Here is a 23,598-nt window from a genome sequence, read left to right as displayed (position 1 = left end):
CGTGCAGACCAATTTGAGTGAACAGGCCAAACGCCTGCCGCGCGCCGAGGAAGCCGAACGCATCCTGCGCTCCTGCGTGCATTGCGGCTTCTGCAACGCCACCTGCCCGACCTATCAGTTGCTCGGCGACGAGTTGGACGGCCCGCGTGGGCGCATCTACCTGATCAAGCAGATGCTCGAGGGCAACGAGGTCACGGCCAAGACCCAGCAGCATCTGGATCGCTGCCTGACCTGCCGCAACTGCGAAACCACCTGCCCGTCCGGTGTGCAGTACCACAACCTGCTGGATATCGGTCGCGAAGTGGTCGAACAGGCGGTACCGCGACCACTGAACGAACGCCTGCTGCGTCAGGGCCTGCGCGCCGTAGTACCACGACCGGCGCTGTTCAGGACGCTGACCCAGACCGGCCTGGCCCTGCGTCCGCTGCTGCCGGCCGCGCTCAAGGCCAAGCTGCCGCGCGAGATTCGCCCAGCCAAGCCGCGCCCGACGCAGCAGCACACGCGCCGCGTGTTGATGCTCGAAGGCTGCGTGCAGCCGGGGCTGTCGCCCAACACCAATGCTGCTACCGCGCGCGTGCTGGATCGCCTCGGTATCAGCGTCACGCCGATTCGCGAAGCGGGTTGCTGCGGCGCCGTGGACTATCACCTCAACGCTCAGGAAGCCGGCCTGCAACGCGCTCGACAGAACATCGACGCCTGGTGGCCGGCCATCGAAGCCGGTGCCGAAGCCATCGTACAGACCGCCAGCGGCTGCGGCGCCTTCGTCAAGGACTACGGCCATCTGCTCGCCGGCGATCCGGCCTATGCCGGCAAGGCGGCGCGGGTCAGCGCCCTGGCCAAGGACCTGGTCGAGGTGCTGCAAAGCGAGGCGCTGGAGAAACTGCAGGTGCGCGCCGAGCAGCGCCTGGCCTTCCATTGCCCCTGCACCCTGCAGCATGCGCAGAAGCTCGGCGGCGCAGTGGAAGGTGTGTTGACGCGCCTGGGCTTCGGCCTGACTGCCGTACCGGACGGCCACCTGTGCTGCGGCTCGGCCGGCACCTATTCGCTGACCCAGCCCGAACTGTCCAGGCAGCTTCGCGACAACAAGTTGAACGCCCTGGAAAGCGGCAAGCCGGACGCCATCGTCACCGCCAACATCGGCTGCCAGACCCATCTGGATGGCGCCGGGCGTACGCCAGTGCGGCACTGGATCGAGATCGTCGAGGAGGCGATGGAGTGATCACGCCGACTAGGGCGTAACCCTGCCCGTCGAACGCTAACCGTAGGGTGGATCCCGCTTCACCGATCCACCAAAGCGGTGGATGTAAAAAGCGACATCCACCCTACAACTGAACCCTCGTGAGAGGGGAGAGAAACCACGAACACGAGGTCCGTCATGCACCACAAAGCCGTACTCAGCCAGAACGAAGTTGCCCAGATCCTTCAGGCAGCACGCAGCGAAGCGCAGCAACAGGGCTGGGCCGTGGCCATCGCCGTGGTCGATGACGGCGGTCATCCGCTGGCCCTGGAACGCCTCGACGGCTGCGCGCCCATCGGCGCCTACATCGCCACCGAGAAAGCCCGCAGCGCCGCCATCGGCCGCCGCGAAACCAAGGGTTACGAGGACATGGTCAATGGCGGGCGCAACGCCTTCCTCAGCGCGCCGCTGATTACCTCGCTGGAAGGTGGCGTGCCGGTGCTGGTGGATGGCCAGGTGGTGGGCGCCGTGGGCGTATCCGGGGTCAAGGCCGAGCAGGATGCGCAAGTGGCAAAAGCAGGTATTGCGGCCCTTTAAACATGCGGCGCAGCCGCCAACTGATGCCCTTCTCCCTCCGGGAGAAGGTGGCACGAAGTGCCGGATGAGGGGCTTTGCAGCGCACCGCCATAACCCCTCACCCCCAGCCCCTCTCCCAAAGGGAGAGGGGAGCGAATAGACAGGAGAACAGAAAAATGACCGAACGCGTGCAATGTCAGCGCCTGCAGGTAGCCGCCGAGCTCAAGCAGTTCATCGAACACGAAGTGCTGCCCGGCAGCGGGATCGAGGCTGCGAACTTCTGGAGTGGTTTTGACGCGCTGGTGCACGATCTGGCGCCACGCAACCGTGCGCTGCTGGCCGAACGCGACCGCCTGCAGACCGAGCTGGATGCCTGGCATCGCGCCAACCCCGGTCCGATCCGCGATATGAACGCTTACCGCGCCTTCCTCGGCGCCATCGGCTATCTGCTGCCACAGCCGGAGAAGGTCAAGGCGACCACCGCTAACGTCGACAGCGAGATCGCCAGCCAGGCCGGCCCGCAACTGGTGGTGCCGGTGATGAATGCACGTTACGCACTGAACGCCGCCAACGCTCGCTGGGGCTCGCTGTACGACGCGCTGTATGGCACCGACGCGATCAGCGAAGAGGGTGGCGCCAGCAAGGGCCCCGGCTACAACGAAGTCCGCGGCGCCAAGGTGATCGCCTTCGCCCGCGCCTTCCTCGATCAGGCGGCGCCGCTGGCCAAGGGCTCGCACGCGGACGCAAGCGCCTATGCCGTAGTCGCCGGCCAGCTGCAGGTGACCCTGAGCAGCGGCGTACAGACCTCCCTGGCGCAGCCGGAGAAATTCGTCGGTTTCCAGGGCGAGGCCGCCGCACCGAGCGCGGTGCTGCTGAAGAACAACGGCCTGCACTTCGAGATCCAGATCGACGCGGGCAGCCCAATCGGCCGCACCGACGCAGCGGGCGTCAAGGACGTGCTGATGGAAGCGGCGTTGTCGACCATCATGGACTGCGAGGATTCGGTAGCCGCCGTCGACGCCGCCGACAAGGTGGTGATCTACCGCAACTGGCTGGGACTGATGAAAGGCGACCTGGCCGAGGAGCTGGACAAGGGCGGCAAGCGTATCACCCGCCGCCTCAACCCGGATCGCACCTACACCGGCGCCGACGGCGGCGAACTGACCCTGCACGGTCGCTCGCTGCTGTTCGTGCGCAACGTCGGCCACCTGATGAGCAACCCCGCCATCATCGATGGCGAAGGCCATGAGATTCCCGAGGGCATCCTCGATGCGGTGGTCACCAGCCTGATCGCCCTGCATGACCTCAAGCGTCGTGGCAACTCGCGCACCGGCAGCGTCTATATCGTCAAACCGAAGATGCACGGCCCGTTCGAAGTGGCCTTCGCCAACGAGCTGTTCGGTCGCGTCGAACAGTTGCTGGGCATGGCGGCGGGCACCCTGAAGATGGGCATCATGGACGAGGAGCGGCGCACCAGCGTCAACCTCAAGGCCTGCATCGAGGCCGCCAGCGCGCGCGTGGCCTTCATCAACACCGGTTTTCTCGACCGCACCGGTGACGAGATGCACACCGCCATGGAAGCCGGCGCCATGCTGCGCAAGGGCGATATGAAATCCAGCGCCTGGATCCAGGCTTACGAGCGCAACAACGTGCTGGTCGGCCTGGCCTGCGGGCTACGGGGCAAGGCGCAAATCGGCAAGGGTATGTGGGCCATGCCGGACCTGATGGCGGCCATGCTCGAACAGAAGATCGGTCACCCGAAAGCCGGCGCCAACACTGCCTGGGTGCCCTCGCCGACCGCCGCCGTGCTGCACGCCCTGCACTACCACAAGATCGACGTGCAGGCGGTGCAGAGCGAGCTGGAGCTGATCGACCTGGCCAGCCAGCGCGACAGCCTGCTGAATGACCTGCTCAGCGTACCGGTCAGCACCGAACGGCCCTGGAGCGCCAGCGATATCCAGCAGGAACTGGACAACAACTGCCAGGGCATCCTCGGTTACGTGGTGCGTTGGGTCGAGCAGGGTGTCGGCTGCTCCAAGGTGCCGGATATCCACAACGTCGGCCTGATGGAAGACCGCGCCACATTGCGCATTTCGGCTCAGCACATCGCCAACTGGCTGCACCACGGCGTGGTCAGCGAGGCCCAGGTACGCGAGACGCTGCAGCGCATGGCGCAGGTGGTGGACGGGCAGAATGCCGGCGATGCGGCATACCGCCCGATGGCACCGAACTTCGAGCAATCCCATGCCTTCCGCGCCGCCAATGACCTGGTGTTCAAGGGCCGCGAGCAGCCGTCCGGCTATACCGAGCCGCTGCTGCACGCCTGGCGTTTGCGTTTCAAAGAGGAGGTTTGAATGACTGTGGGAGGGGCTTCAGCCGTGACAAACCCACTACAAACAGCTCGCAGATAAGTCCCTCCCACTGAGCAGTAGCAAGCCCTGACGGTTTCTGACCGTCGGGGCTTTCGAGCATGAGCGCGACGGCTGCCGTCGCGACTCACGGAAAGGTCGGTGCCGTGGTGCCCAGCCCTTCCAGATGCGTGGCGCCGGGTGTCCCCGGAAAACTGTGGTTCACAAGAAAAAGAAGGAACCAACCCATGAGTCAAACGCTGCTGTCCATCCTGGCCTTCGTGCCGCTGGTGCTGGCGGGTGTACTGCTGATCGGCTTTCGCTGGCCGGCCAAGTACGCGATGCCGCTGGTGTTCGTCCTCACCGCCCTGATCGGTCTGCTGGCCTGGGACATGTCCCTCAACCGGGTCATCGCCTCCAGCCTGCAGGGGCTGATTCTCACGGCCTCGATCCTGTGGATCATCTTCGGCGCAATTCTGCTGCTCAACACCCTCAAGCACTCGGGAGGTATCTCGGCGATCCGCCGGGGCTTCTCCAATATCAGCCCGGATCGCCGCGTGCAGGCGCTGATCGTCGCCTGGCTGTTCGGTTGCTTCATCGAGGGCGCCTCCGGTTTCGGCACCCCGGCTGCGGTGGCCGCACCGCTGCTGGTAGCCCTGGGCTTCCCGGCACTGGCTGCGGTGGTGCTGGGGATGATGGTGCAGTCCACACCGGTCTCCTTCGGTGCGGTGGGCACGCCGATCCTGGTAGGTGTCGGCGCCGGTCTGGACAGAACCGGAATCACCGAACAACTGGTGGCCAACGGCAGCACCTGGGAAACCTTCTTCCACCTGATCTACTCGCGCGTGGCCATCACCCACGGCCTGATCGGTCTGCTGATGCCGTTGATCATGGTGATGATCATGACGCGCTTCTTCGGCAAGAATCAGAGCTGGAAGGAAGGCCTGGCCGTCGCACCGTTTGCCATCTTCACCGCCTTCGCCTTCTCCTTGCCGTACATGGCTGCCGGCGTGTTCCTCGGCCCGGAGTTCCCCTCGATGATCGGCGCCCTGGTCGGCCTGGCCATCGTGGTGCCGGCCGCCAAGGCAGGCTTCCTGCTGCCGAAGGAAACCTGGGACTTCGCTGACCCAAAGGACTGGCCTTCCGACTGGATGGGCAAGATCGAGATGAAGCTCGACGAGGTGGCCGGCAAGGCGCCGATCTCCGTCCCCATGGCCTGGGCGCCCTACCTGTTGCTCGCCGTGTTCCTGGTGATCTCGCGTACCTTCCCCGAGGTTAAGGCAGCCCTGATGAGCCTGAGCTTCGGCTGGAAGGACATCCTCGGTGAAACCGGCGTATCCGGCACCATCGAGCCGCTTTTCCTGCCGGGTGGCATCCTCTGCATGGTGGTGCTGGTGACCTTCTTCCTGCACCGCATGCGCTTTTCCGAGCTCAAGGCGGCAGTGGGCGAGTCGAGCAAGACCCTGCTCGGTGCCGGCTTCGTACTGATCTTCACCATTCCCATGGTGCGTATCCTGATCAACTCGGGCGTCAACGGCAGCGACCTGATGTCGATGCCTGTGGCCATGGCGCAACTGGTGGCCGATAGCGTCGGCGGCGTGTATCCGTTCTTCGCGCCGGCGGTCGGCGCACTGGGCGCCTTCATCGCCGGCTCCAACACCGTGTCCAACCTGATGCTGTCGCAGTTCCAGCTCAACGCGGCGGAGCTGATCGGCGTGTCCGGGGCGATGATGGTGGCGGTGCAGTCGGTCGGTGCAGCGGCGGGCAACATGATCGCCATCCACAACGTGGTGGCGGCCTCGGCGACCGTGGGTCTGCTAGGGCGCGAAGGCATCACCCTGCGCAAGACCATCCTGCCGACGCTCTACTATCTCGCCATGGCCGGCGTGATCGCGCTGGTGGCGATGTATGGCATGGCGCTGACCGATCCACTGATGAGCAGTCGCTGACTTCTGGCGGGTCGTGCACTGCACGACCCGCCTTTGGTTGGCCACTGGCTGGCAGCGATTGCCGCCGGCCGGCTTGGCGCATCAGTGCAATTGCGGTAGCTTGCGTCGCGCAACACCGTGAGATTGGCCTGAGGTTTTTATGAAAAAGTGGCAATGCGTGGTCTGTGGACTGATTTACGACGAGAGCCAGGGCTGGCCGGATGACGGCATCGCTCCCGGCACCCGCTGGGAAGACGTGCCAGAAGACTGGCTATGCCCTGACTGCGGCGTCGGCAAGATGGATTTCGAGATGATCGAAATCGGCTGATCACGCCTGGTTTTCACAAAACGGCGACCCTCGGGTCGCCGTTTTCGTTTGCCGCGACTCCCCGTGGGGTGCGCCGCGCGCACCACGAGTCGCCAGTACGACAGCCGGTGCGCACAGCGCACCCTACGCAGGACAGCCCGTACCAGCGCCGCAAGTGCACAGGTGCAGAAAAAATCGCTAGCGCCATTTAAGCAGCGCCAGAAGCCGGTCGCCCTTCACTTACAGCAGGCAATCACAGCCAGCTTCACTCAACTGAAGGAATATCATCATGGCTCTGTCGATTCATACCAACTACTCCTCGCTGATCACCCAGACCAACCTGGGCAAGACCAACAACGCCCTGAGCACCAACCAGCAGCGTCTGGGCACTGGCCTGCGCATCAACTCCGCTGCCGACGACGCCGCGGGCCTGCAGATCGCTACCCGTCTGAACGCCCAGTCGCGCGGCATGGACGTGGCCATGCGCAACACCAGCGACGCGGTATCGCTGCTGCAGACCGCCGAAGGCGCTTTCAGCGAAATGACCGATATCGTTCAGCGCATGAAAGACCTCGCCACCCAGTCCTCCAACGGCACCAACGCCCAGGCTGACCGTGACGCCCTGCAAGCCGAATACGACGAGCTGGGTAAAGAGCTGGCCAACATCATGACCAACACCAGCTACGCTGGCGACGCCCTGTTCGGTCTTGACGGTGCTACCGGCAAGTTTGGTGCTGCCGCCGTGACCTTCCAGATCGGCGCCACCACTGCCGAAACCCTGGAACTGGACGCTACGACTCAGTCCGCTGCCCTGGGTACTGCGCTGGACGGCCTGTCCAGCAACTACACCACCCCAGGCACTGCCGGTACCGAAATCGCCACCGCCGCTGGCGCCAACACCATGATCGATACCATCAACACCGCTCTGGACGACATTGGCGCCATGCGTGCTGCCTTCGGTGCCAACATCAACCGTCTGAACCACACCGCCAATAACCTGGCCAACATGAAGGACAACACCGACATGGCCAAGGGTCGCATCATGGATGCCGACTTCGCCAAGGAAAGCGCCAACATGAGCAAGAACTCCATGCTGATGCAGTCGGGCATCTCCATGCTCAAACAAGCCGGCCAGATGCCGGGCATGGTCATGTCCCTGCTGGGCTGATCCCGCGTCATCCAGGCGCAAAGGATTGCGCCGATTCCCCAACGCCTCGCACCCGCGGGGCGTTTCTCGTTGCGGCCCCATCCCGTCCTATCAGGCACATTGATCAACTGTCATCAAACCGAGACATGATCGATGTGGCTTCGGCGAATCTCGGCGATATCGTCTACTTCACCCGCAGACTGGCTAGTATTGAGTGATCGCCCCCAGCGAACGGCAACCTGCCGCCAGCAACAAGCAGCTGGCACAAGACTTGCCAGTGCATTCCCCTGGCGCCAGAATGCCGACCGTCTATCGCCGGGAAATTTCCCGCATGGAATTGCCGCTCGCCTCAAGGACCGCATGAACACCAGCCCCGAAACGCCGCTAGCCGAGCCGGAAAGCAACATTACGTGCCTGATAATCAAGACCGGGCGCAGTGATTGTTACGCGCACTTCTATCCGGCGCTGTATCAGCTGACCCTGGTAAAGAGCGGCATCGAAGAGAAGATTGATCTTGGCTATTCCGGTAGCCGCCTGCTCGAACGTTTGCTGCAGGAGCCCGGCGAAGTGGTTTCGCGCGAGGAACTGATGAGCCACGCCTGGGCCGATCGGGTCGTCGGCCAGGGCAGCCTCAACCAGCAGATCTACACCCTGCGCCAGGTGCTGGGCGACGAAAAGAGCCGCGAGATCATCCAGACCCTGCCGCGCCGCGGCTATCTGCTGAACCCCAACTACCTGGTCTATCCGCCGAGCATCGACGACATCGGCGCAGTCAGCGAACCCCTCGATACGCCAGCGCCGCAGCCAGCCTTTCTGCGCCGCCACAGTCGCCAGCGGGCATCCTGGCTGATGCTGCTGAGCCTGTTCAGCATCATCGGTGTCATCTTGTTCGCGGCGCTCTACACGATCAGCCAGCCCGAAGATCTGCACAGCAGCGAAATGAACCTGGGCCCACTTCAGGTGCGCTACATCGATCAGGACCCGCACAGACTGCAGCAGCTGATTCTGCAGACTCACGGCCTGACCAGCAGGCTTACGGTACTGGCTAGCAAACCGGCCAACCTGATACTGAGCCTGCGCGGCGGTTTCTATGAACTGCTGTGCCTGCAGGTCAATGGTGGTGCACGCTCGCTGATGTTGCACGAAAGCCAGCTGGATCAGGTGGCCGATGCCCAACTGAGCAGGTGCCTGCCATGAGTCAGAGCAAACAGTGCGGCATCAGCGGCGGCTGGTTGCTGATCATGCTCGCCACGGCCTTGACGATGCTGCTGAGCATGCTCGCGTTGTGGCTGAGTTTCATCTCCAGCGCCGAGCTCGACGGTCGTTACCAGTCCACTGGTCAGGTTCATCTGAGCCATGGCCAGGTGTTGGAGATCAGCCACAGCCTGCAGGTCAACCATGGCCGTTTCTATGCCATGACCCGGCAGGGCGACAGCATCCTGGAGACGTCGGGGGTCGTGGAGTACGGCTTCCTCGGTAATTACCGGCTGCGCGTCGAAGACGGCCAGGTCACAGGCCTGGCCAGCGAAGTCGACGACGAACTGGTGTTCAACCTGCTCTACGGCCGACACAAGGGTTCGACCATTCGCCTGACCCGCCTCGACGGCTGCCTCTATGCGCTGGAGACTCGACAGGTCTACTGCCGCACGCAGCGCCTGTAACCTGCCATCGCCCCACATCACGAATCCGGTGCACTGAGCTGCGCACCCTCGGCGCGGTACTCCACGCGCACCTGGGCCTCGCCGAACAACTCGCGGTACAGGTCTTCGGCCTGACGGGTCAGCAGCAGTAGCTCGATACGTCGATTGGCACCGTTCTCCGGATCACTCGGCAACAAGGGCATGCCATCCGCCTGAGCGGTGACCTGCAGCACGGTGCTGGGTGGCAAACCGGCCTCGACCATCACGTTGCGCGCACGCAGTGCGCGGTCGCCGGACAGGTTCCAGTTGTTGTAGCCACCGACGACGCCACGATAAGGGGTGGCATCGGTGTGGCCGCTGATGATCAGGTGGTTGTCGACCTTGGCCAGAATGGCCGCCAGGCGCTCGAGCAGCGTGGCGAAATGCGGATCCAGTCGTGCACTGCCACGGCTGAACATGAAGCGCTGGGCATCGTCCTTGATCAGGATGCGCAAGCCCTGCGGCACCACCTGCACTTCGATGTTGGCCTCGGCATCCAGTTGCAGCGCCAGCGCCTCCATCAGCTTGGCCAAATCCTGCATCTGCTGCGACTCGGCATAGTGCGGTCGACGCGGCTCACCGGGCTGACCCTCGCCCAGGGCCGCGCCAGGGTCTTCCTGCGGTGTACGCGCACGATTCTCGGGATCGCGGCGCGGGGCGACCTGAACCGGCACGCCATCGAGGTCCAGCGGCGTGGTGCTGGTGCCATCGAAGATGCCGGCACCGCCATCGACCAATGGATTGTTCAGCATGTCGGCATTGGCGCGGCTGGCGTCCTGGGTCTGTGGCTGGATGATCCACAGCACCATGAACAGCGCCATCATGGCCATGGTGAAATCGGCGAAGGCTACCTTCCAGGCACCGCCATGCCCGTCGTGGCCACCCTTTTTGCTACGACGTTTGATGATGATTTCATGGCCTTCACCGGCACGCGGTTTCATGCCGCGTCCCTTTCATCTTCGTAACGGTTGACCCAGATCTCGAGCTGTTTGAACGCCGGTTTGACGTCCTGCTCGATCAGCTTGCGGCCGGCGTCCACCGCCAGCAGCGTGGGTTTACCGGCGACGTGCGCGACCAGCGTGGTGCGCACGCATTCGAGTGCCGACATCTCGGTCTTGATGCACTGACCCATGGCGCTGGACAGCGGGTCCATCACGCAATAGCACATGAAGATGCCGAGGAAAGTGCCCACCAGAGCGGCGGCGACATGGGCGCCGATCTCGGCCACCGAACCACCGATGTTACCCATGGTGATGACGATGCCGAGGATCGCCGCGAGGATGCCGAAACCCGGCATCGCCTCACCGATCTTGTGCAGCGAGCGCGACGGCTGCATCAGCACGTGTTCCATGGCCTCCAGTTCCTGCTCGAGGAAGCCTTCGAGTTCGTGGGCGCTGATCTTGCCCATGGCCATCAGCCGGAAGTTGTCAGCGATGAAAGCCATCAGGTTCTTCTCCTGACGGATCAGCGGGTACTTGGCGAACAGCTCGCTCTGCTCGGGCTCCTCGATATGCGCGTCGAGCACCTTGAGGCCGCCGACATCGACCATCTCCAGCAACTCATAGAGCAACATCAACAGCTGGCGCTGAAATTCCTCGCCGCGTTTCTTGTAAACGAACACGCCTTTGATCTGATGCAGCATCTCGATCAGCACGTCCTTGGGGTTGGCCACCACCAGAGCACCGAAGCCCGCCCCGACGATGATGATCACCTCGGCCGGCTGCCAGAGCATGGCCAGCTCACCATGGGCCATGACGTAGCCACCGAGCACGCAGGCGACGATGATCAATGCACCTAATAACTTCTGCACCCTAGCCTCTCTCGTTCAGGTAGCGACTGGCCTTGGCGATCGCCTGCTTGCTCAGCTGGCAGACGCGCGCGTCGCTCAACTCCAGCACCAGGGCGATCTCCTTGAGGCTCAGCTCATGTTGGTAGTAAAGGGTCAGCACCAGCCGTTCGCGCTCGCTGAGCTGGCTCAGCGCCTGAGTCAGCAGGCGCTCCTTGAGCACGCGCTCCTCGACCGCACTGCTGCCACAGGCGAAGCCTTCGTGACCGTTCTGCAGCAACTCATCGAGGCTTTCGATGGCCTCACAGGCATCGGCCTGGAGAAACTCCTGGTAATCCTTGCTACTAATCCCGGCCGCCTGGAGGATCTCGTCCTCTTGCGGCACACGCCCCAGTTGCCGCGCCAACTGGCGAATGGCATCGCGGATCCTGTGGGTCTGCTGGCGCACCTGGCGCGGGCGCCAGTCCTGGCGGCGCAGCTCGTCGAGAATCGCGCCACGGATGCGCAGCGCGGCGAAACGACCGAACTGCTCATCCGGGGTGCCATAGCGGCGCAGGCATTCGAGCAAGCCCATCAGGCCGATCTGTTCCATGTCTTCGCGGTCGAGCACCTGGTTGGCCTGCAGCGCCAGCTGACTGACGATGCGCTTGACCAGCGGCAGGTACTGCAACAACCACTTCTGCTCGGCCCCTGGGGCGAACAGCGCAGCTCCGCCCTGTTCGGCAGCGTAGCGATAGTCAATGGCGCAGTTGGCATTCATGGCGACGGTACCTACTGGACGATCAGTTTGCTGACCAGCACATTGGCGAACGGCATCGCCAGCTTCTTGCTGGCGAAGTCATCGAACAGCGCGCTTTCCAGCGCGCCCTGCAGCTCTGGAATGGGCATGCTGCGCAGCGTCTCGAAGGTCATGGCAGACAGGTGGGCGACCACCGAGTTGCGCACCATCGGGTCGATCTGCTCGAGCTTCTTCGGATCGGTTTCGAGGTCGGCCTGCAGTACCAGGTCGAGCACGAAGTAATGCTCACGGTTTTCGCCTTTCAGGCTGACGATGACCTTCTCGATGGGGAAGAAGCGGTATTCGCTGGTCGCCTCTTCCGCCGCCGCAGCGCCGTCGCCAGGCAGGCCGAGCACTGGCTGGCCCGACTGCATCGAGCGCAGCGTCGCGTAGTTGAAGACGGTGCCGCCGATCACCACCAGGGTGTTGAAGATAAGCAGCAGCAGGATGATGCGCGGCATGGTCATGGTTGGTTCTCGATCCACTTGCAAAGGGTTAAACGGTAACCAGCACGTCGCTGGTGGAATTCGGGGTGCCGCGCTCGCTGGTCGGCGTGATGAGGCTGGCGGCCTGCACCATCTCTTCGCCCTGCCAGGCCTGGCGTGGCTGGCCTTGCTGGCGACCGCCCTGAGCATCGGCGGAGACCTGCACGTTGACCTGCACGAAGTTCTGCCCGACCAGCTCCTGACGCAGACGCTCGCTGGTCTGCTGCAACAGGCGGGCGACATCGGCGTTGGCAGCCGAGAGCTGCACACTGAGGCGGCCGGACTCATGACTGAGGAAAATTTCCAGGCTGCCCAACTCAGGCGGGTCGAGACGGATGGTGGCGTTCTGTATGCGCTGGTTGATCTGCAGCTCCACATGCTCGCGCAAGCTGGCCAGCATCTGCTCGCCCCACTGCGTCTGTGGCGCATGCAGCTTGAGCGGACGCTCGGCAGTCAGCGGCGCAGAAGTCGCCGCAGAGGAAGTAGCGGTGCCGGGAATCGCTTTATCGGCATCCGTGCTGACACTCGGCAGGCGTTCGAGATCGCTCGCCTCGATGCTTTCACTCGCCATCGCCATCGCCGGCACTGCCGTCTGTAACGCAATCTCGGCTGCCATCTGCGGCATGGGCGTCGCTGCCTGGGACGACAACGATTGCTGGCTGAACGCTGGAGCACTTGCGCTGCGCGCGGGCTGGGTTGGCAATTGCTCACGCGGCTGCATCTGCGCCTGGCCAGGGAACTCGACAGGCAACGCGGCAGCCTGCTCGATCTGCTCCGAGCCGTCCTGATGCACCTGTTCGTGCAGCACCTGCTCAGGTGTTTCACGCGCCTCGATATGTACCGCCTGCTGGTCCAGCATGCTGGCCAGCCACTGCTCGGCATCCGCTTCGCTGAGGGTGACCTTCACGTCAGTGGCACCTTCACGCAGCGCTGCCCCTGGCGCGGCGGCGATGAAGCCCTGCACGGCCATCTGCAGATCGAACAGCGGAGTCTCACCGCCAGCGCTCCCGGCCTGGGCAAAACCGGCCGGCAGGGTTTGCCCGGCGGATTCCGTCAGGTTCACCTGAGCATTGGCATTGATCAGTTGCAGCACCTTTTATCTCCCACCTTGATACAGATCGACGCGCATGTATGCGCTGCGCCCTTCGGCGTATTCCAGGTGCGTCAGCAGCTGCCGACGCACCCGTTCGCACTCTTCGGCGCAGGCGATACGCGCCTGTCCGTGCAACTGCTGCAACTGCCCCTTGGCCTCGCGTACCTCGTCGCTCAGCCTGGGCATCCCGGCCAGCAACTGCAGGCAGGAGCGGATCAGCGCATCGATCTCACCGATACGCGTCCAGTCAGCCTGCTCCAGCGCCTGCGCCAACTGCACGTGCAGTTGCTGCAGCGCACGCAGTTCACTTGCGCGTTGCATTCACGCCTTCCCAGCCTTCGCGCAGCACACCGAGCAGGCCGACCACTTCATCCAACCCCTCCAGCGACAGGCTGACGCTGACATCGGAGAGGCGATAGATGCAGTAGTCGTAGAGCCGCGCCAGGCCCTGCACCAACTCGCCGCCGTTCTCGTAATCGAGGGCACCATTGAGACCGCCCAGAATGTTCAGGCACTTCTCCAGGGATTGGCCCTTCTGCTGGTAACGCTTGGCCTCGATATGACCACGGGCACGCGCCAGCTCATCGAGCAGGCCGTCGAACAGCACCAGCACCAGTTCGTAAGGCGAGGCCGCAGCGGCACGCGCCTCGAGGTCCACGGTGCGGTAGCTGTCGTAACTTTCGTTGAGGTTGTAGGCACTCATCAGAACATTCCGTAGGTCTGTTCCATCGCCGCCATGGTCTGCATGAGACCGGTGTACTGACGGAGATAGCGGGCGTAGTAGGAGTCGTATTGCTTCTGGATGGTGTCGAACTGCTGATCGACACGGCGCAGCTGGGAGTTGAGGGTGTCTTTGCGATTGCTCAGCAGGCCGCCAGCACTGCTGGTGTAGACCGCCAGATTCTTGTCCAGGGTATCGAGCAGGTTGCCCTTGTCGGTGAACAGCTTCTCGAAGCCTTCCGGGTTGGCTGCCACGGCCTTCTCGAAGCGGGCGTTGTCGATGGTCAGCTTGCCGTTGCGGTCGGCGACGATGCCGAACTCGGTGAGGCTCACACCGCCAAACGGGCTGCGCACCAACTGGTTGAGCATGGTCTCGATGGCGCGCACGCTGGCATCGCCAGCCAAAGGCCCGCGACCGCCACTCTCGCCACCGCTGGAGGTGAGCGAGTCGAAACTGGTCATCAGGGCATTGAAGGCGCTGACGAAGGTTTGCGTCTTCTCCTTGGTGGCTTTCTGGTCCTGGCCGACCTCCATGGTCAGCGGCGCGTCACCGCTCTTGTGCGCCTTGTTGAAGGTCAGACTGACGCCATCGATGATGTTGTCGAAGGTGTTGCTGGTGCTGGTCAGTTCGATACCGGTCTCGCCACCCAGGCGCACGATGGCATCCTTGGCGACCGACAGCTCCTGCCGGCCGGCCACCGCACCTTCAACCGCAGCATTGCCACTGGCACTCAGGCTGATGGCCTGGTCGGCGCCGGTCTTCTCGCTGGTCAGCACCAGGTTGACCTGGCCATTGCTGCGCACCAGGGTCGCCTTGACGCCATTGTTGTCGGTCGCGCCGTTGATGGCTGCGGCCAGTTCGTCGAGCGTGGCGGCGGCGCTGAGGTCGATATTGAACGCGTCACCGCCCTGACCGATGGTCAGGCTGCCGCTACCGAGATCGCTGTCCTGCAGCCCTTGCAGTGCAATCTGGCTCTTGCTGGCCAATTGCTGAACAAAAAAATCGTAACTACCGTCCACGGCCTTGGAGCCCACCGTAGCGCTGGCATAACCCTCCTGGCTGAAGCTCGCACTGTTGACCAACATGCTACTGCCGGCCAGCTTGAGGCCGCTGGCAGCCGTCTTGAAGGCCTTGAGTGCGGTATCCAGGCTGGTCAGGGCACCAAGCTGCGCCTTATAGGCGGCCTGGTTGCGGTTGGCCTTGGCCAACTGGCCCTGAACTTCGTATTGGGCCAGTTGGGTCGCCATGCTTTGAACGTAATCTGAATCGATAGCCATAGTCGGACACCCGTTTTCCTGTGAGATAGCAATAGCGGTGCCAACAGCTGAAAGCCCCGATTTAGAGGGCTTTAGGCATTCCGCCAGGTGAAAGATCCTTTCCGCTTGCACACTGCTGAACGACGAGCGGAAGGCCAACTTCCGCCTGCGTCACGCAGACGGCGGACGTACCGATTACAAAGGCGACAGCACAGGGGTGTGACTTAAGGAAAACGCCGCAGAGCGTCAGGCGCATCAATGGCAAACCACAACATCAGCCGCAGTCGCGGTGCGCGCGGCGCACCCTACCGATACCGATAAGCCCCAAGGTGCGCACATACCCCGTAGGGTGCGCCATGCGCACCGGCAGCACTGCGCAACAACGGATGCAACAGGCACGCGCGAGCGCGCGACAGGGTTGCGGCGTGATATTCGGGGAAGAGTGCAGCCGGCTGGCTTTACCGCGCTATTCGCCGCCGACGGCGAAGTTCGGCAGGCTGTTGACCGGCTGACGGAAGTTGAAGGGAATGGACTCGACGGCCAGGCCGACGTTGCGCTGCACCACGAAATGCAGGTGCGGGCCGGTGCTGTTGCCGGTATTGCCGGAGCGCGCCAAGCGGCTGCCGGTTTCCACCCGCTGGCCTTCACGCACGGCGACCGAACCCTTCATCAGGTGCAGGTAAACGCCCATGGTGCCGTCGTCATGCAGAATGCGCACGAAGTTGCCGGCCGGATTGTTGCCGCGGCCGCTCTGCTGGTTCTCGGTCTTCACCACCACACCACCGCGCGCGGCGACGATGGGCGTGCCCTCGGGCATGGCGATGTCCACCGCATAGCGGCCCTTGGGTGTGAAATGGCTGTAGGTGCCATTGGCGCCCTGGGTCTGACGGAACGGACCGCCACGCCAGGGCAGCGGATAACGGTGGATGCTCGGCTGCAGACGCGGATCACCGAGGGCGTAGCGCAACCTCGGCTTGTAGCGCAGCGGCTTGGATACATCTTGTGGGGCGAGGGTGGCCAGGCGGATATTGCTACGCGGTGGCAGCACCCAGCGAATCGGTTTGTCCGGCGCACCGACGGCGTTCTGTACCTGCTCCAGCTTCAGTTCGATTTCAACCGGGGCGTACAGGTCATTGCGAATCAGCAGGGTCTCACCGGCTTCGTGCTTCTTGGTTTCCAGCTTCACCTGATTGTCCAGGCGCTCGACCATGCGGTCGTTGAACACGAACACCTGCGCGCCAGGCGCAGCCTGGTCGCTATAGGTCACCACGCCGTTCTTGTCGACGTACTTGTAGATGGTCAGCGCAGCGGCCTGGCCGTGAAAGACCAACAGACTGCAGAGAATAATCAGACGCCCTAGCATAACGACTCGGATCTTATGGCTTTTTGATATCCGGGTTAGCAAGACTAGCAGCGCAGCACCGCGCGCGCGAGAGACCGACCGTCAGGCTGTGAACCGGCTCACCGCCGCCGGTCGGGTAGTCACCGTCGACGCTGCGAGCTGTGTGGCGGGTTGCCCCCGCCCTACCGGGCTGCCGGACGGATGAAAACCAACGCGCACGTGCCGTTCAGGCACCGGGGCTGAAATGCTTCTGTGCGGTGCCACGGGCAATCAGCCGCGACAGGTAGTCGAGCTTCTGCGGGTCGCGGTCGACGAAGCGAAAGGTCAATTGCAGCCATTCACTGTCGGGCTTGGGTTCGAATGCCGCCACCGCATGCAGGTAGCCATTGAGCCGCGCGGTTTCCGCGGCTTCGCCCTGTTCCAGGTCGAGCACCGCACTCTCCAGCACCTGCGGCAGCTGGTCGGTACGCTTGACCACCAGCAGTGCCTCCTTGAGGCTCAGCGCCTTGATCACGCAGGCCATGCTACCTGCCGGTAAACGCAGCTGCCCTTGACCACGACCGGCCGGCGACTTGCTTGCGGCAGCCGGGGCAGGTGCCGCACTCGGCGCGGCAGGGGCCGGAGTGGGCGCACTGGGCTTTACCACCTCCGCCTTGCCGCCAGTGAGTGCGGCCAGCGAGTCGTTGGCGAAGCCACCCGTGCTCAGCATCTTCGGCGGCGCACTGGACATCAGCGCCTGCAGCTTGCCAGCCCGTTGCAGGGCCTTTTTGACCTTGGTCACCAGCTGTTCGTTGGAGAATGGCTTGCCGATGTAGTCGGAAACACCGGCCTGGATCGCCTGCACCACGTTCTCCTTGTCACCACGGCTGGTCACCATGATGAAGGGCGTGGTTTTCAGGTTGTCTTGCTCGCGGCACCAGGTCAGCAGTTCGAGGCCGGACATCTCCGGCATTTCCCAGTCACAGAGAATCAGGTCGACCACCTGACGGCTCAACATCTGCTGGGCCTTGCGGCCATTGATCGCTTCCTCGATCTGTACGCCGGGGAAGTTATCGCGCAGCCCTTTCTTGACCAGATCACGGATAAAGGTCGCGTCATCCACCACCAGCACACTGACTTTGCTCATCGGCCACTCCTGTACGAATGGCAGTAAGCATAGTCATGGCCAGTGGCCTAAGGCCAACGGAAAACGCCGGACGCGCAACAAATCGCGCTAACGAAACGGCCCGGGAAGTCCCGGGCCGTCAGCACGAAGCAGGCGTCAGTCGTTGGACTTGCCCTCGACCTCTTCACGCATGCGGGTCAGGCCGATGTGGCGCACATCGGTGCCACGCACCAGATAGATCACCAGTTCGGCGATGTTGCGCGCATGATCGCCGATGCGCTCCAGCGAGCGCAGCGCCCAGATCACGTTGAGCACGCGGGAGATCGAGCGCGGATCTTCCATCATGTAGGTGACCAGCTCGCGCAGCGCGGTCTTGTACTCGCGGTCGACGGTCTTGTCGTACTGCGCCACCGACAGGGCCAGGTCGGCATCGAAACGAGCGAAGGCGTCCAGCGCCTCCTGCACCATCTTGCGCACCTGATCGCCGATATGACGAACCTCGACATAGCCACGCGGCGACTCACCCTCTTCACACAGCTGGATGGCGCGCTTGGCGATCTTGGTGGATTCGTCACCGATGCGCTCGAGGTCGATCACCGACTTGGAGATGCTGATGATCAGACGCAGATCGGAAGCCGCCGGCTGACGACGGGCGAGGATACGCACGCATTCCTCGTCGATGTTGCGCTCCATCTGGTTGATCTGGTCGTCGATCTCACGCACCTGCTGGGCCAGGCCGGAGTCGGCCTCGATCAGCGCGGTGACGGCGTCGTTGACCTGCTTTTCCACCAGGCCGCCCATGGCCAGCAGGTGGCTACGCACTTCTTCCAGCTCGGCGTTGAACTGCTGGGAGATGTGCTGGGTAAGGTTGTCTTTGTTGATCATGTTTCGCTCCGCGAAAGCTGCAAAGTAGGGTGCGCCGTGCGCACCGGCCCTTTGGTGCGCTCAGCGCACCCTACGGGATCAGCTCAACCATAACGACCGGTGATGTAGTCCTCGGTCTGCTTCTTGGCCGGGTTGGTGAACAGCGTGTCGGTATCGCCGAACTCGATCAGCTTGCCCATGTACATGAACGCGGTGTAGTCGGAGACACGCGCCGCTTGTTGCATGTTGTGGGTGACGATGACGATGGTGTACTTGCTCTTGAGCTCGTAGATCAGCTCTTCGACCTTCAGCGTGGAGATCGGGTCGAGTGCCGAGCAGGGTTCGTCGAGCAGCAGCACTTCCGGCTGCACCGCCACGGTACGGGCGATGACCAGACGCTGCTGCTGACCGCCGGACAGGCCGAGTGCCGACTCGTGCAGGCGATCCTTCACTTCGTCCCACAGGGCGGCGCTCTTCAGGCCCCACTCCACGGCTTCGTCGAGGATGCGCTTCTGGTTGATGCCCTGGATGCGCAGGCCGTAGACCACGTTCTCGTAAATGCTCTTGGGGAACGGGTTGGGCTTCTGGAACACCATGCCGACGCGGCGACGCAGCTCAGCCACATCCTCGCCCTTGCGGTAGATGTTGCGCCCGTCGAGATTGATCTCACCTTCCACGCGGCAACCATCGACCAGGTCGTTCATGCGGTTGAAGGTGCGCAGCAGGGTCGACTTGCCGCAGCCAGACGGACCGATGAAGGCAGTCACGCGCTGCTTGGGGATATCCATCTTGACGTCGAACAGCGCCTGCTTGTCGCCGTAGTAGAGGTTCAGACCCGGCACCTGGATGGCCACGGTTTCGTTGGCCAGGTTGAGGCTCTGCTTGTCACGGCCAAGGGCCGAGATGTCGATACCGTGGGTAGCGTTTTCGTGTTGCATGTGCTCACTCCGTTCGCAGCGCCTGGCTGCTAGCTACAGGCTGCAAGCCCCGCAGGGCTTGCCGCTCCAATCAATGATCCAGGGCCTTGTACTTCTCGCGCAGGCGGTTGCGCAGGTAGATGGCCGTCAGGTTGAGAATCGCGATCACCAGGACCAGCAGCAGCGCGGTAGCGTATACCAGCGGCCGCGCAGCCTCGACGTTGGGGCTCTGGAAGCCGACGTCGTAGATGTGGAAGCCCAGGTGCATGATCTTCTGATCCAGGTGCAGGTAGGGATAGTTGCCGTCGACCGGCAGGCTCGGTGCGAGCTTCACTACGCCCACCAGCATCAGCGGTGCCACTTCACCAGCAGCACGGGCCACGGCGAGGATCAGGCCGGTCATCATCGCCGGGCTGGCCATCGGCAGTACCACGCGCCACAGGGTCTCGACCTTGGTCGCACCCAGGGCCAGGGAACCTTCACGCAGCGCACGCGGAATACGTGACAGACCTTCTTCAGTGGCGACAATCACCACCGGCACGGCGAGCAGCGCCAGGGTCAGCGACGCCCACAGCAGGCCGGGCGTACCGAAGGTCGGCGCCGGTGCCGATTCCGGGAAGAACAGACGGTCGATCGAACCACCCAGCACGTAGACGAAGAAGCCCAGACCGAATACGCCGTAGACGATCGCCGGAACGCCCGCCAGGTTGTTCACCGCGATGCGGATCACCCGGGTCAGCGGGCCCTGCTTGGCATACTCGCGCAGATAAATGGCCGCGATCACGCCGAACGGGGTGACGATCACCGCCATGATCAGGGTCATCATGACGGTGCCGAAGATGGCCGGGAAAATGCCGCCCTCGGTGTTGGCTTCACGCGGGTCGTCGCTGACGAACTCCCAAACCTTGCTGCCATAGTGGCCCAGCTTGTCCAGGGTCGACATGGCATTTGGGCGGAAGGCACGCACCACCTTGCCGAGGCTGATCTCCTGCTCGCGGCCGTCAGCCGAACGCACGGTCATGCTGTCGCGATTGAACTGCTCGTAGCGCGCGCTCAGCTCCGCTTCCAGCACCTTGTACTCGGCGTCCCACTGGGCGCGGTCGGCAGCCAGGTCGGCCTGCGCCGCGTCGGTCAGCTCGCCGTCGAGCTCCAGTTTGCGGGTCTGCAGACGCACGCGCTCGAGCCCAGCGTTGATACGACCGATGTCGGCCTTCTCGATCTTGACGATCTGGCTGTGCAGGTCTTCGACGCGCTCCAGGCGCTTCTGCAGCTCGGACCAGGCGGCGTCGCCCTCGGCGACCACCTGCCCACTTTCCTTGACGTTGACCAGGTAGCCGTAGAAGTTGCCCCACTCACGACGCTCGAAGGCGGTGATATCCACCGGTTTGTGCTGGTCGCTCAGCCATTCGCCGACAACCCAGGTGAAGTCCGCACCGTACAGGTCGCGGTTACCCACCTTGATCAGCTCGCGGGTCATGAACTCGCCACCTTCGACGTCCACCGGCAGGCCGGAGGCGGCCAGGCGGGCACGCGGGATTTCCTCGATCTGCACAACGGAGCCCGCCATCACCTTGGCTTCCTGGCCAGGCACCTGATAGTTGGCTTCGATGATATCGGCCGGCCAGAAGTGCGCCAGGCCGCGCACCGCGATCACTGCCAGCAGGCCGATGACCATGATAATGGCGATGGACACCGCGCCAGCGTTCATCCAGATCCAGGGCGAACCGCTCTTGAACCAGGATTTCATGTTGTTCTGTTTCACGGACATAGTCTTGCAGTCCTCAGAGCGAAGCGTACTTGACGCGCAGGCGCTGACGCACCAGCTCGGCCAGGGTGTTCATGACGAAAGTGAAGGTCAGCAATACCAGTGCCGAGAGGAACAGGATGCGGTAATGGGTACCGCCCACTTCCGACTCCGGCATTTCCACCGCCACGTTGGCGGCCAGGGTACGCAGGCCTTCGAAGATGTTCATGTCCATGATCGGCGTGTTGCCAGTGGCCATCAGCACGATCATGGTTTCGCCGACAGCGCGGCCCATGCCGATCATCACCGCCGAGAAAATACCCGGGCTGGCGGTCAGGATGACCACGCGGGTCAGGGTCTGCCAGGGTGTGGCACCGAGAGCCAGGGAGCCGAAGGTCAGGCTTTTCGGCACGCTGAACACGGCGTCCTCGGCGATCGAATAGATGTTCGGGATCACCGCGAAGCCCATGGCCAGGCCGACCACCAGAGCGTTGCGCTGGTCGAACGGAATGCCCAGATCATTGCTCAGCCACTGACGCATGTTGCCGTCGAACAGCCAGTTTTCCAGGTGGCCGCTCATGCTCAGGGACAAGAACGCCACGACCAGGATGACCGGAATCAGCAGCGCGGCTTCCCAGCCGTCCGGTACGCGCAGGCGCACGGACTCCGGCAGACGACTCCAGAGGAAACCGGCCAGCAGGATACCGATGGGGGTGAAGATCAGCAGGCTGAAGATCCCCGGCAGGTGTCCCTCCACGTAGGGCGCGAGGAACAGGCCGGCGAAGAAGCCGAGGATCACCGTCGGCAGCGCTTCCATCAGTTCGATCACCGGCTTGACCTTGCCGCGCATGGCCGGGGCCATGAAGTAGGCGGTGTAGATCGCCGCGGCGATGGCCAGGGGAGCGGCCAGCAGCATGGCGTAGAAGGCTGCCTTGAGGGTACCGAAGGCCAGCGGGGCCAGGCTCAGCTTGGGCTCGGCGTCGGTGTTGGCCGAGGTCGACTGCCAGACGTAGGCTGGCTCTTCATAGTTCTCGTACCAGACCTTGCCCCACAGCGCGCTGAAGGAAATCTCCGGGTGCGGGTTGTCGAGCAGCAGGCGTTCAAGACTGCCGTTGTTCTCCAGCAGGATGCGGTTGGCGCGCGGCGACATGGCCGCCATGCTGTAGCCATCGGCCACTGGCTCGACCAGCAGGGTGCGATGCGCGGTGCTGTGGAACACGCCCAGGTTGCCGGCGGTATCCAGGGCGACGAAACCCTTGCGGCGCTGCTCGGAGATGATCCGGGCAATCGGACTGCCGGCCATCTTGAAGTCACGCACCAGTTTAAGCGAGGCCTTGCCGTCTTCGTCACGGACCATGAACCACTGGGCGATGCCACCCTTGCTGTCACCGATCAGCAGCGAGATACCGCCGAGCAGCGAGGTGGCGTAGGTCACTTCGGTGGAGCCGTCGTTGAGCAGCTTGTAGCGGCCGTTGAGGGCATTGCGGCGCAGATCGAAGACGTCGGCGGTGGCACTGCCATTGATCACATACAGCCACTGCTGGCGCGGATCGATGATCAGCTCCTTGATCGGATCGGCGATCTGCGGCAGCGACAGGCGATCTTCGCTGGTGCTGACCTCGCCGGTCATCAGATTCTCTTCGCGGCTCAGACTGACCGCGTGCAGCTCGCTGCCCACGGATGCAGCGATGACCAACGTGCCGCTGGCCAGGCTGATGCCCATGTGCTCGAGCGGGCGACCTTGCGGGTCCAGCGTCAGCGGCTCTTCACCAAAGGGGTAGGACACGACCGGCCTGATGGTCTTCACGTCGTTGGGGTAGCTGACCCGGTAGCTGTGCTCGAACACAAGAGCCTGGCCATTGGACAGGCCCAGTACGACACGGTTGCTGCCAGGTTGATCCTCGCCGACGGAAGTCACTTCGCTGCCAGCGGGTAGCGGCAGCGGTACCGCGTTCAGCGCGGCCATGCTCTTGGCATCGAAGAATTGCACGTTGCCGGAACTGGACAGGCGCATGCCGACCTGATTCTGCTCCTCAACGGCCATCAGCAGCGGCTTGCCGGCCTCGGCCAGCCAGGCCGGCTGTACCGGTTTGCGCTGTTCCAGGTCGGCGCCCTGGAACATCGGCAGCACGACATAAGCCAGGTAGAAGAAGATCAGGGTGACGGCACCGAGTACGGCGAGGCCACCGATGGAAACGCTCCAGCGAGCCAGGCGATCCTTGAGTGCGCGCATGCGGCGCTTGCGTTGAAGGGCAGGAGTGTTGAAGTCCAGCCCGAGGGAATTGGGGGAGGCGGTCATGGTTTCACTAGCCAGGTCATTCATGATTGAGAGCTTCTCTGCGCGG

22 protein-coding genes are annotated in these 23,598 nt (G+C 63.3%); 8 read left to right on the top strand and 14 right to left on the bottom strand.

Going from position 1 to position 23,598, the window contains the following annotated elements; all coding sequences use genetic code 11:
- Position 1 precedes the first annotated feature (1 nt).
- The 8 genes from glcF to H3221_RS05860 all read left to right on the top strand — a co-directional run bounded on the left by glcF (position 2) and on the right by H3221_RS05860 (position 9,144).
- Positions 2–1,219 carry a glycolate oxidase subunit GlcF gene (glcF, locus tag H3221_RS05895; protein ID WP_196474218.1) on the top strand — a complete coding sequence of 406 codons (1,218 nt, stop codon included), beginning with the start codon at positions 2–4 and terminating at the stop codon, positions 1,217–1,219.
- A gap of 156 nt (positions 1,220–1,375) precedes the next feature.
- Positions 1,376–1,774 (top strand): heme-binding protein, encoded by a 399-nt coding sequence (locus tag H3221_RS05890; protein ID WP_196474219.1) that lies wholly within the window; start codon positions 1,376–1,378, stop codon positions 1,772–1,774.
- Between the two features lie 155 nt (positions 1,775–1,929).
- Complete coding sequence (locus tag H3221_RS05885; RefSeq protein ID WP_196474220.1) at positions 1,930–4,107, top strand: malate synthase G; 2,178 nt, start codon at positions 1,930–1,932, stop codon at positions 4,105–4,107.
- A 242-nt stretch (positions 4,108–4,349) separates the two neighbouring features.
- Positions 4,350–6,050 (top strand): L-lactate permease, encoded by a 1,701-nt coding sequence (locus tag H3221_RS05880; protein WP_196474221.1) that lies wholly within the window; start codon positions 4,350–4,352, stop codon positions 6,048–6,050.
- A gap of 139 nt (positions 6,051–6,189) precedes the next feature.
- The gene (locus tag H3221_RS05875) at positions 6,190–6,357 is read left to right on the top strand and encodes a rubredoxin (protein WP_003242223.1); all 168 of its coding nucleotides are present in this window, start codon (positions 6,190–6,192) and stop codon (positions 6,355–6,357) included.
- A 268-nt stretch (positions 6,358–6,625) separates the two neighbouring features.
- Complete coding sequence (lafA, locus tag H3221_RS05870; RefSeq protein WP_160016941.1) at positions 6,626–7,504, top strand: lateral flagellin LafA; 879 nt, start codon at positions 6,626–6,628, stop codon at positions 7,502–7,504.
- Positions 7,505–7,843: 339 nt separating this feature from the next.
- Positions 7,844–8,680 carry a winged helix-turn-helix domain-containing protein gene (locus H3221_RS05865; protein WP_196474222.1) on the top strand — a complete coding sequence of 279 codons (837 nt, stop codon included), beginning with the start codon at positions 7,844–7,846 and terminating at the stop codon, positions 8,678–8,680.
- Complete coding sequence (locus H3221_RS05860; protein ID WP_196474223.1) at positions 8,677–9,144, top strand: hypothetical protein; 468 nt, start codon at positions 8,677–8,679, stop codon at positions 9,142–9,144. The genes H3221_RS05865 and H3221_RS05860 overlap by 4 nt, the downstream gene beginning before the upstream one ends.
- 17 nt (positions 9,145–9,161) lie before the next feature.
- Here the strand turns inward: H3221_RS05860 and H3221_RS05855 are convergent, their stop codons facing one another.
- From H3221_RS05855 to H3221_RS05790, 14 genes are all read right to left on the bottom strand, one after another.
- Positions 9,162–10,103 (bottom strand): flagellar motor protein MotB, encoded by a 942-nt coding sequence (locus H3221_RS05855; protein WP_196474224.1) that lies wholly within the window; start codon positions 10,101–10,103, stop codon positions 9,162–9,164.
- Positions 10,100–10,972, bottom strand: coding sequence for a flagellar motor stator protein MotA (gene motA / locus H3221_RS05850; protein WP_021487573.1), 873 nt, complete (start codon positions 10,970–10,972; stop codon positions 10,100–10,102). Before motA ends, H3221_RS05855 begins: the two co-directional genes overlap by 4 nt.
- A gap of 1 nt (position 10,973) precedes the next feature.
- A complete protein-coding gene (locus tag H3221_RS05845; protein WP_196474225.1) occupies positions 10,974–11,708 on the bottom strand; it encodes a FliA/WhiG family RNA polymerase sigma factor in 735 nt (244 codons plus the stop codon).
- Positions 11,709–11,719: 11 nt separating this feature from the next.
- Positions 11,720–12,193, bottom strand: a complete 474-nt coding sequence (locus tag H3221_RS05840) for a flagellar basal body-associated FliL family protein (RefSeq protein WP_196474226.1) — start codon at positions 12,191–12,193, stop codon at positions 11,720–11,722.
- Between the two features lie 28 nt (positions 12,194–12,221).
- On the bottom strand, positions 12,222–13,304 hold the full coding sequence (locus H3221_RS05835) for a flagellar hook-length control protein FliK (protein WP_196474227.1): 1,083 nt from the start codon (positions 13,302–13,304) through the stop codon (positions 12,222–12,224).
- Positions 13,305–13,307: 3 nt separating this feature from the next.
- Positions 13,308–13,625, bottom strand: coding sequence for a hypothetical protein (locus tag H3221_RS05830; protein WP_196474228.1), 318 nt, complete (start codon positions 13,623–13,625; stop codon positions 13,308–13,310).
- Positions 13,609–14,007, bottom strand: coding sequence for a flagellar export chaperone FliS (fliS, locus tag H3221_RS05825; RefSeq protein ID WP_017676447.1), 399 nt, complete (start codon positions 14,005–14,007; stop codon positions 13,609–13,611). Before fliS ends, H3221_RS05830 begins: the two co-directional genes overlap by 17 nt.
- Positions 14,007–15,302, bottom strand: a complete 1,296-nt coding sequence (gene fliD / locus H3221_RS05820; protein WP_196474229.1) for a flagellar filament capping protein FliD — start codon at positions 15,300–15,302, stop codon at positions 14,007–14,009. Before fliD ends, fliS begins: the two co-directional genes overlap by 1 nt.
- Positions 15,303–15,747: 445 nt before the next feature.
- Complete coding sequence (locus tag H3221_RS05815; RefSeq protein ID WP_196474230.1) at positions 15,748–16,644, bottom strand: peptidoglycan DD-metalloendopeptidase family protein; 897 nt, start codon at positions 16,642–16,644, stop codon at positions 15,748–15,750.
- Between the two features lie 205 nt (positions 16,645–16,849).
- Positions 16,850–17,749: a response regulator gene (locus H3221_RS05810; RefSeq protein ID WP_196474231.1), complete on the bottom strand. Its 900-nt coding sequence runs from the start codon at positions 17,747–17,749 to the stop codon at positions 16,850–16,852.
- 135 nt (positions 17,750–17,884) lie between these two features.
- Positions 17,885–18,613 (bottom strand): phosphate signaling complex protein PhoU, encoded by a 729-nt coding sequence (phoU, locus tag H3221_RS05805; protein ID WP_072423651.1) that lies wholly within the window; start codon positions 18,611–18,613, stop codon positions 17,885–17,887.
- Between the two features lie 83 nt (positions 18,614–18,696).
- A complete protein-coding gene (pstB, locus tag H3221_RS05800) occupies positions 18,697–19,530 on the bottom strand; it encodes a phosphate ABC transporter ATP-binding protein PstB (protein WP_196474232.1) in 834 nt (277 codons plus the stop codon).
- Positions 19,531–19,600: 70 nt separating this feature from the next.
- On the bottom strand, positions 19,601–21,277 hold the full coding sequence (gene pstA / locus H3221_RS05795) for a phosphate ABC transporter permease PstA (protein ID WP_196474233.1): 1,677 nt from the start codon (positions 21,275–21,277) through the stop codon (positions 19,601–19,603).
- Between the two features lie 13 nt (positions 21,278–21,290).
- Positions 21,291–23,576, bottom strand: coding sequence for an ABC transporter permease subunit (locus tag H3221_RS05790; RefSeq protein WP_196474234.1), 2,286 nt, complete (start codon positions 23,574–23,576; stop codon positions 21,291–21,293).
- Positions 23,577–23,598: the final 22 nt, after the last annotated feature.

This window comes from Pseudomonas chaetocerotis, from assembly GCF_015712105.2.
GTDB lineage: Bacteria > Pseudomonadota > Gammaproteobacteria > Pseudomonadales > Pseudomonadaceae > Aquipseudomonas > Aquipseudomonas chaetocerotis.
Note: the sequence above shows the minus strand (reverse complement) of the source record. Positions and strands in the feature narration are given on the sequence as shown.

Coding starts and splice junctions, on each gene's coding strand:
- H3221_RS05890 (WP_196474219.1), top strand. CDS start 1,376: ATGCACCACAAAGCCGTACTCAGCCAGAACGAAGTTGCCCAGATCCTT.
- H3221_RS05885 (WP_196474220.1), top strand. CDS start 1,930: ATGACCGAACGCGTGCAATGTCAGCGCCTGCAGGTAGCCGCCGAGCTC.
- H3221_RS05880 (WP_196474221.1), top strand. CDS start 4,350: ATGAGTCAAACGCTGCTGTCCATCCTGGCCTTCGTGCCGCTGGTGCTG.
- H3221_RS05875 (WP_003242223.1), top strand. CDS start 6,190: ATGAAAAAGTGGCAATGCGTGGTCTGTGGACTGATTTACGACGAGAGC.
- lafA (WP_160016941.1), top strand. CDS start 6,626: ATGGCTCTGTCGATTCATACCAACTACTCCTCGCTGATCACCCAGACC.
- H3221_RS05865 (WP_196474222.1), top strand. CDS start 7,844: ATGAACACCAGCCCCGAAACGCCGCTAGCCGAGCCGGAAAGCAACATT.
- H3221_RS05860 (WP_196474223.1), top strand. CDS start 8,677: ATGAGTCAGAGCAAACAGTGCGGCATCAGCGGCGGCTGGTTGCTGATC.
- H3221_RS05855 (WP_196474224.1), bottom strand. CDS start 10,103: ATGAAACCGCGTGCCGGTGAAGGCCATGAAATCATCATCAAACGTCGT.
- H3221_RS05845 (WP_196474225.1), bottom strand. CDS start 11,708: ATGAATGCCAACTGCGCCATTGACTATCGCTACGCTGCCGAACAGGGC.
- H3221_RS05840 (WP_196474226.1), bottom strand. CDS start 12,193: ATGACCATGCCGCGCATCATCCTGCTGCTGCTTATCTTCAACACCCTG.
- H3221_RS05830 (WP_196474228.1), bottom strand. CDS start 13,625: ATGCAACGCGCAAGTGAACTGCGTGCGCTGCAGCAACTGCACGTGCAG.
- fliS (WP_017676447.1), bottom strand. CDS start 14,007: ATGAGTGCCTACAACCTCAACGAAAGTTACGACAGCTACCGCACCGTG.
- fliD (WP_196474229.1), bottom strand. CDS start 15,302: ATGGCTATCGATTCAGATTACGTTCAAAGCATGGCGACCCAACTGGCC.
- H3221_RS05815 (WP_196474230.1), bottom strand. CDS start 16,644: ATGCTAGGGCGTCTGATTATTCTCTGCAGTCTGTTGGTCTTTCACGGC.
- H3221_RS05810 (WP_196474231.1), bottom strand. CDS start 17,749: ATGAGCAAAGTCAGTGTGCTGGTGGTGGATGACGCGACCTTTATCCGT.
- phoU (WP_072423651.1), bottom strand. CDS start 18,613: ATGATCAACAAAGACAACCTTACCCAGCACATCTCCCAGCAGTTCAAC.
- pstB (WP_196474232.1), bottom strand. CDS start 19,530: ATGCAACACGAAAACGCTACCCACGGTATCGACATCTCGGCCCTTGGC.
- pstA (WP_196474233.1), bottom strand. CDS start 21,277: ATGTCCGTGAAACAGAACAACATGAAATCCTGGTTCAAGAGCGGTTCG.
- H3221_RS05790 (WP_196474234.1), bottom strand. CDS start 23,576: ATGAATGACCTGGCTAGTGAAACCATGACCGCCTCCCCCAATTCCCTC.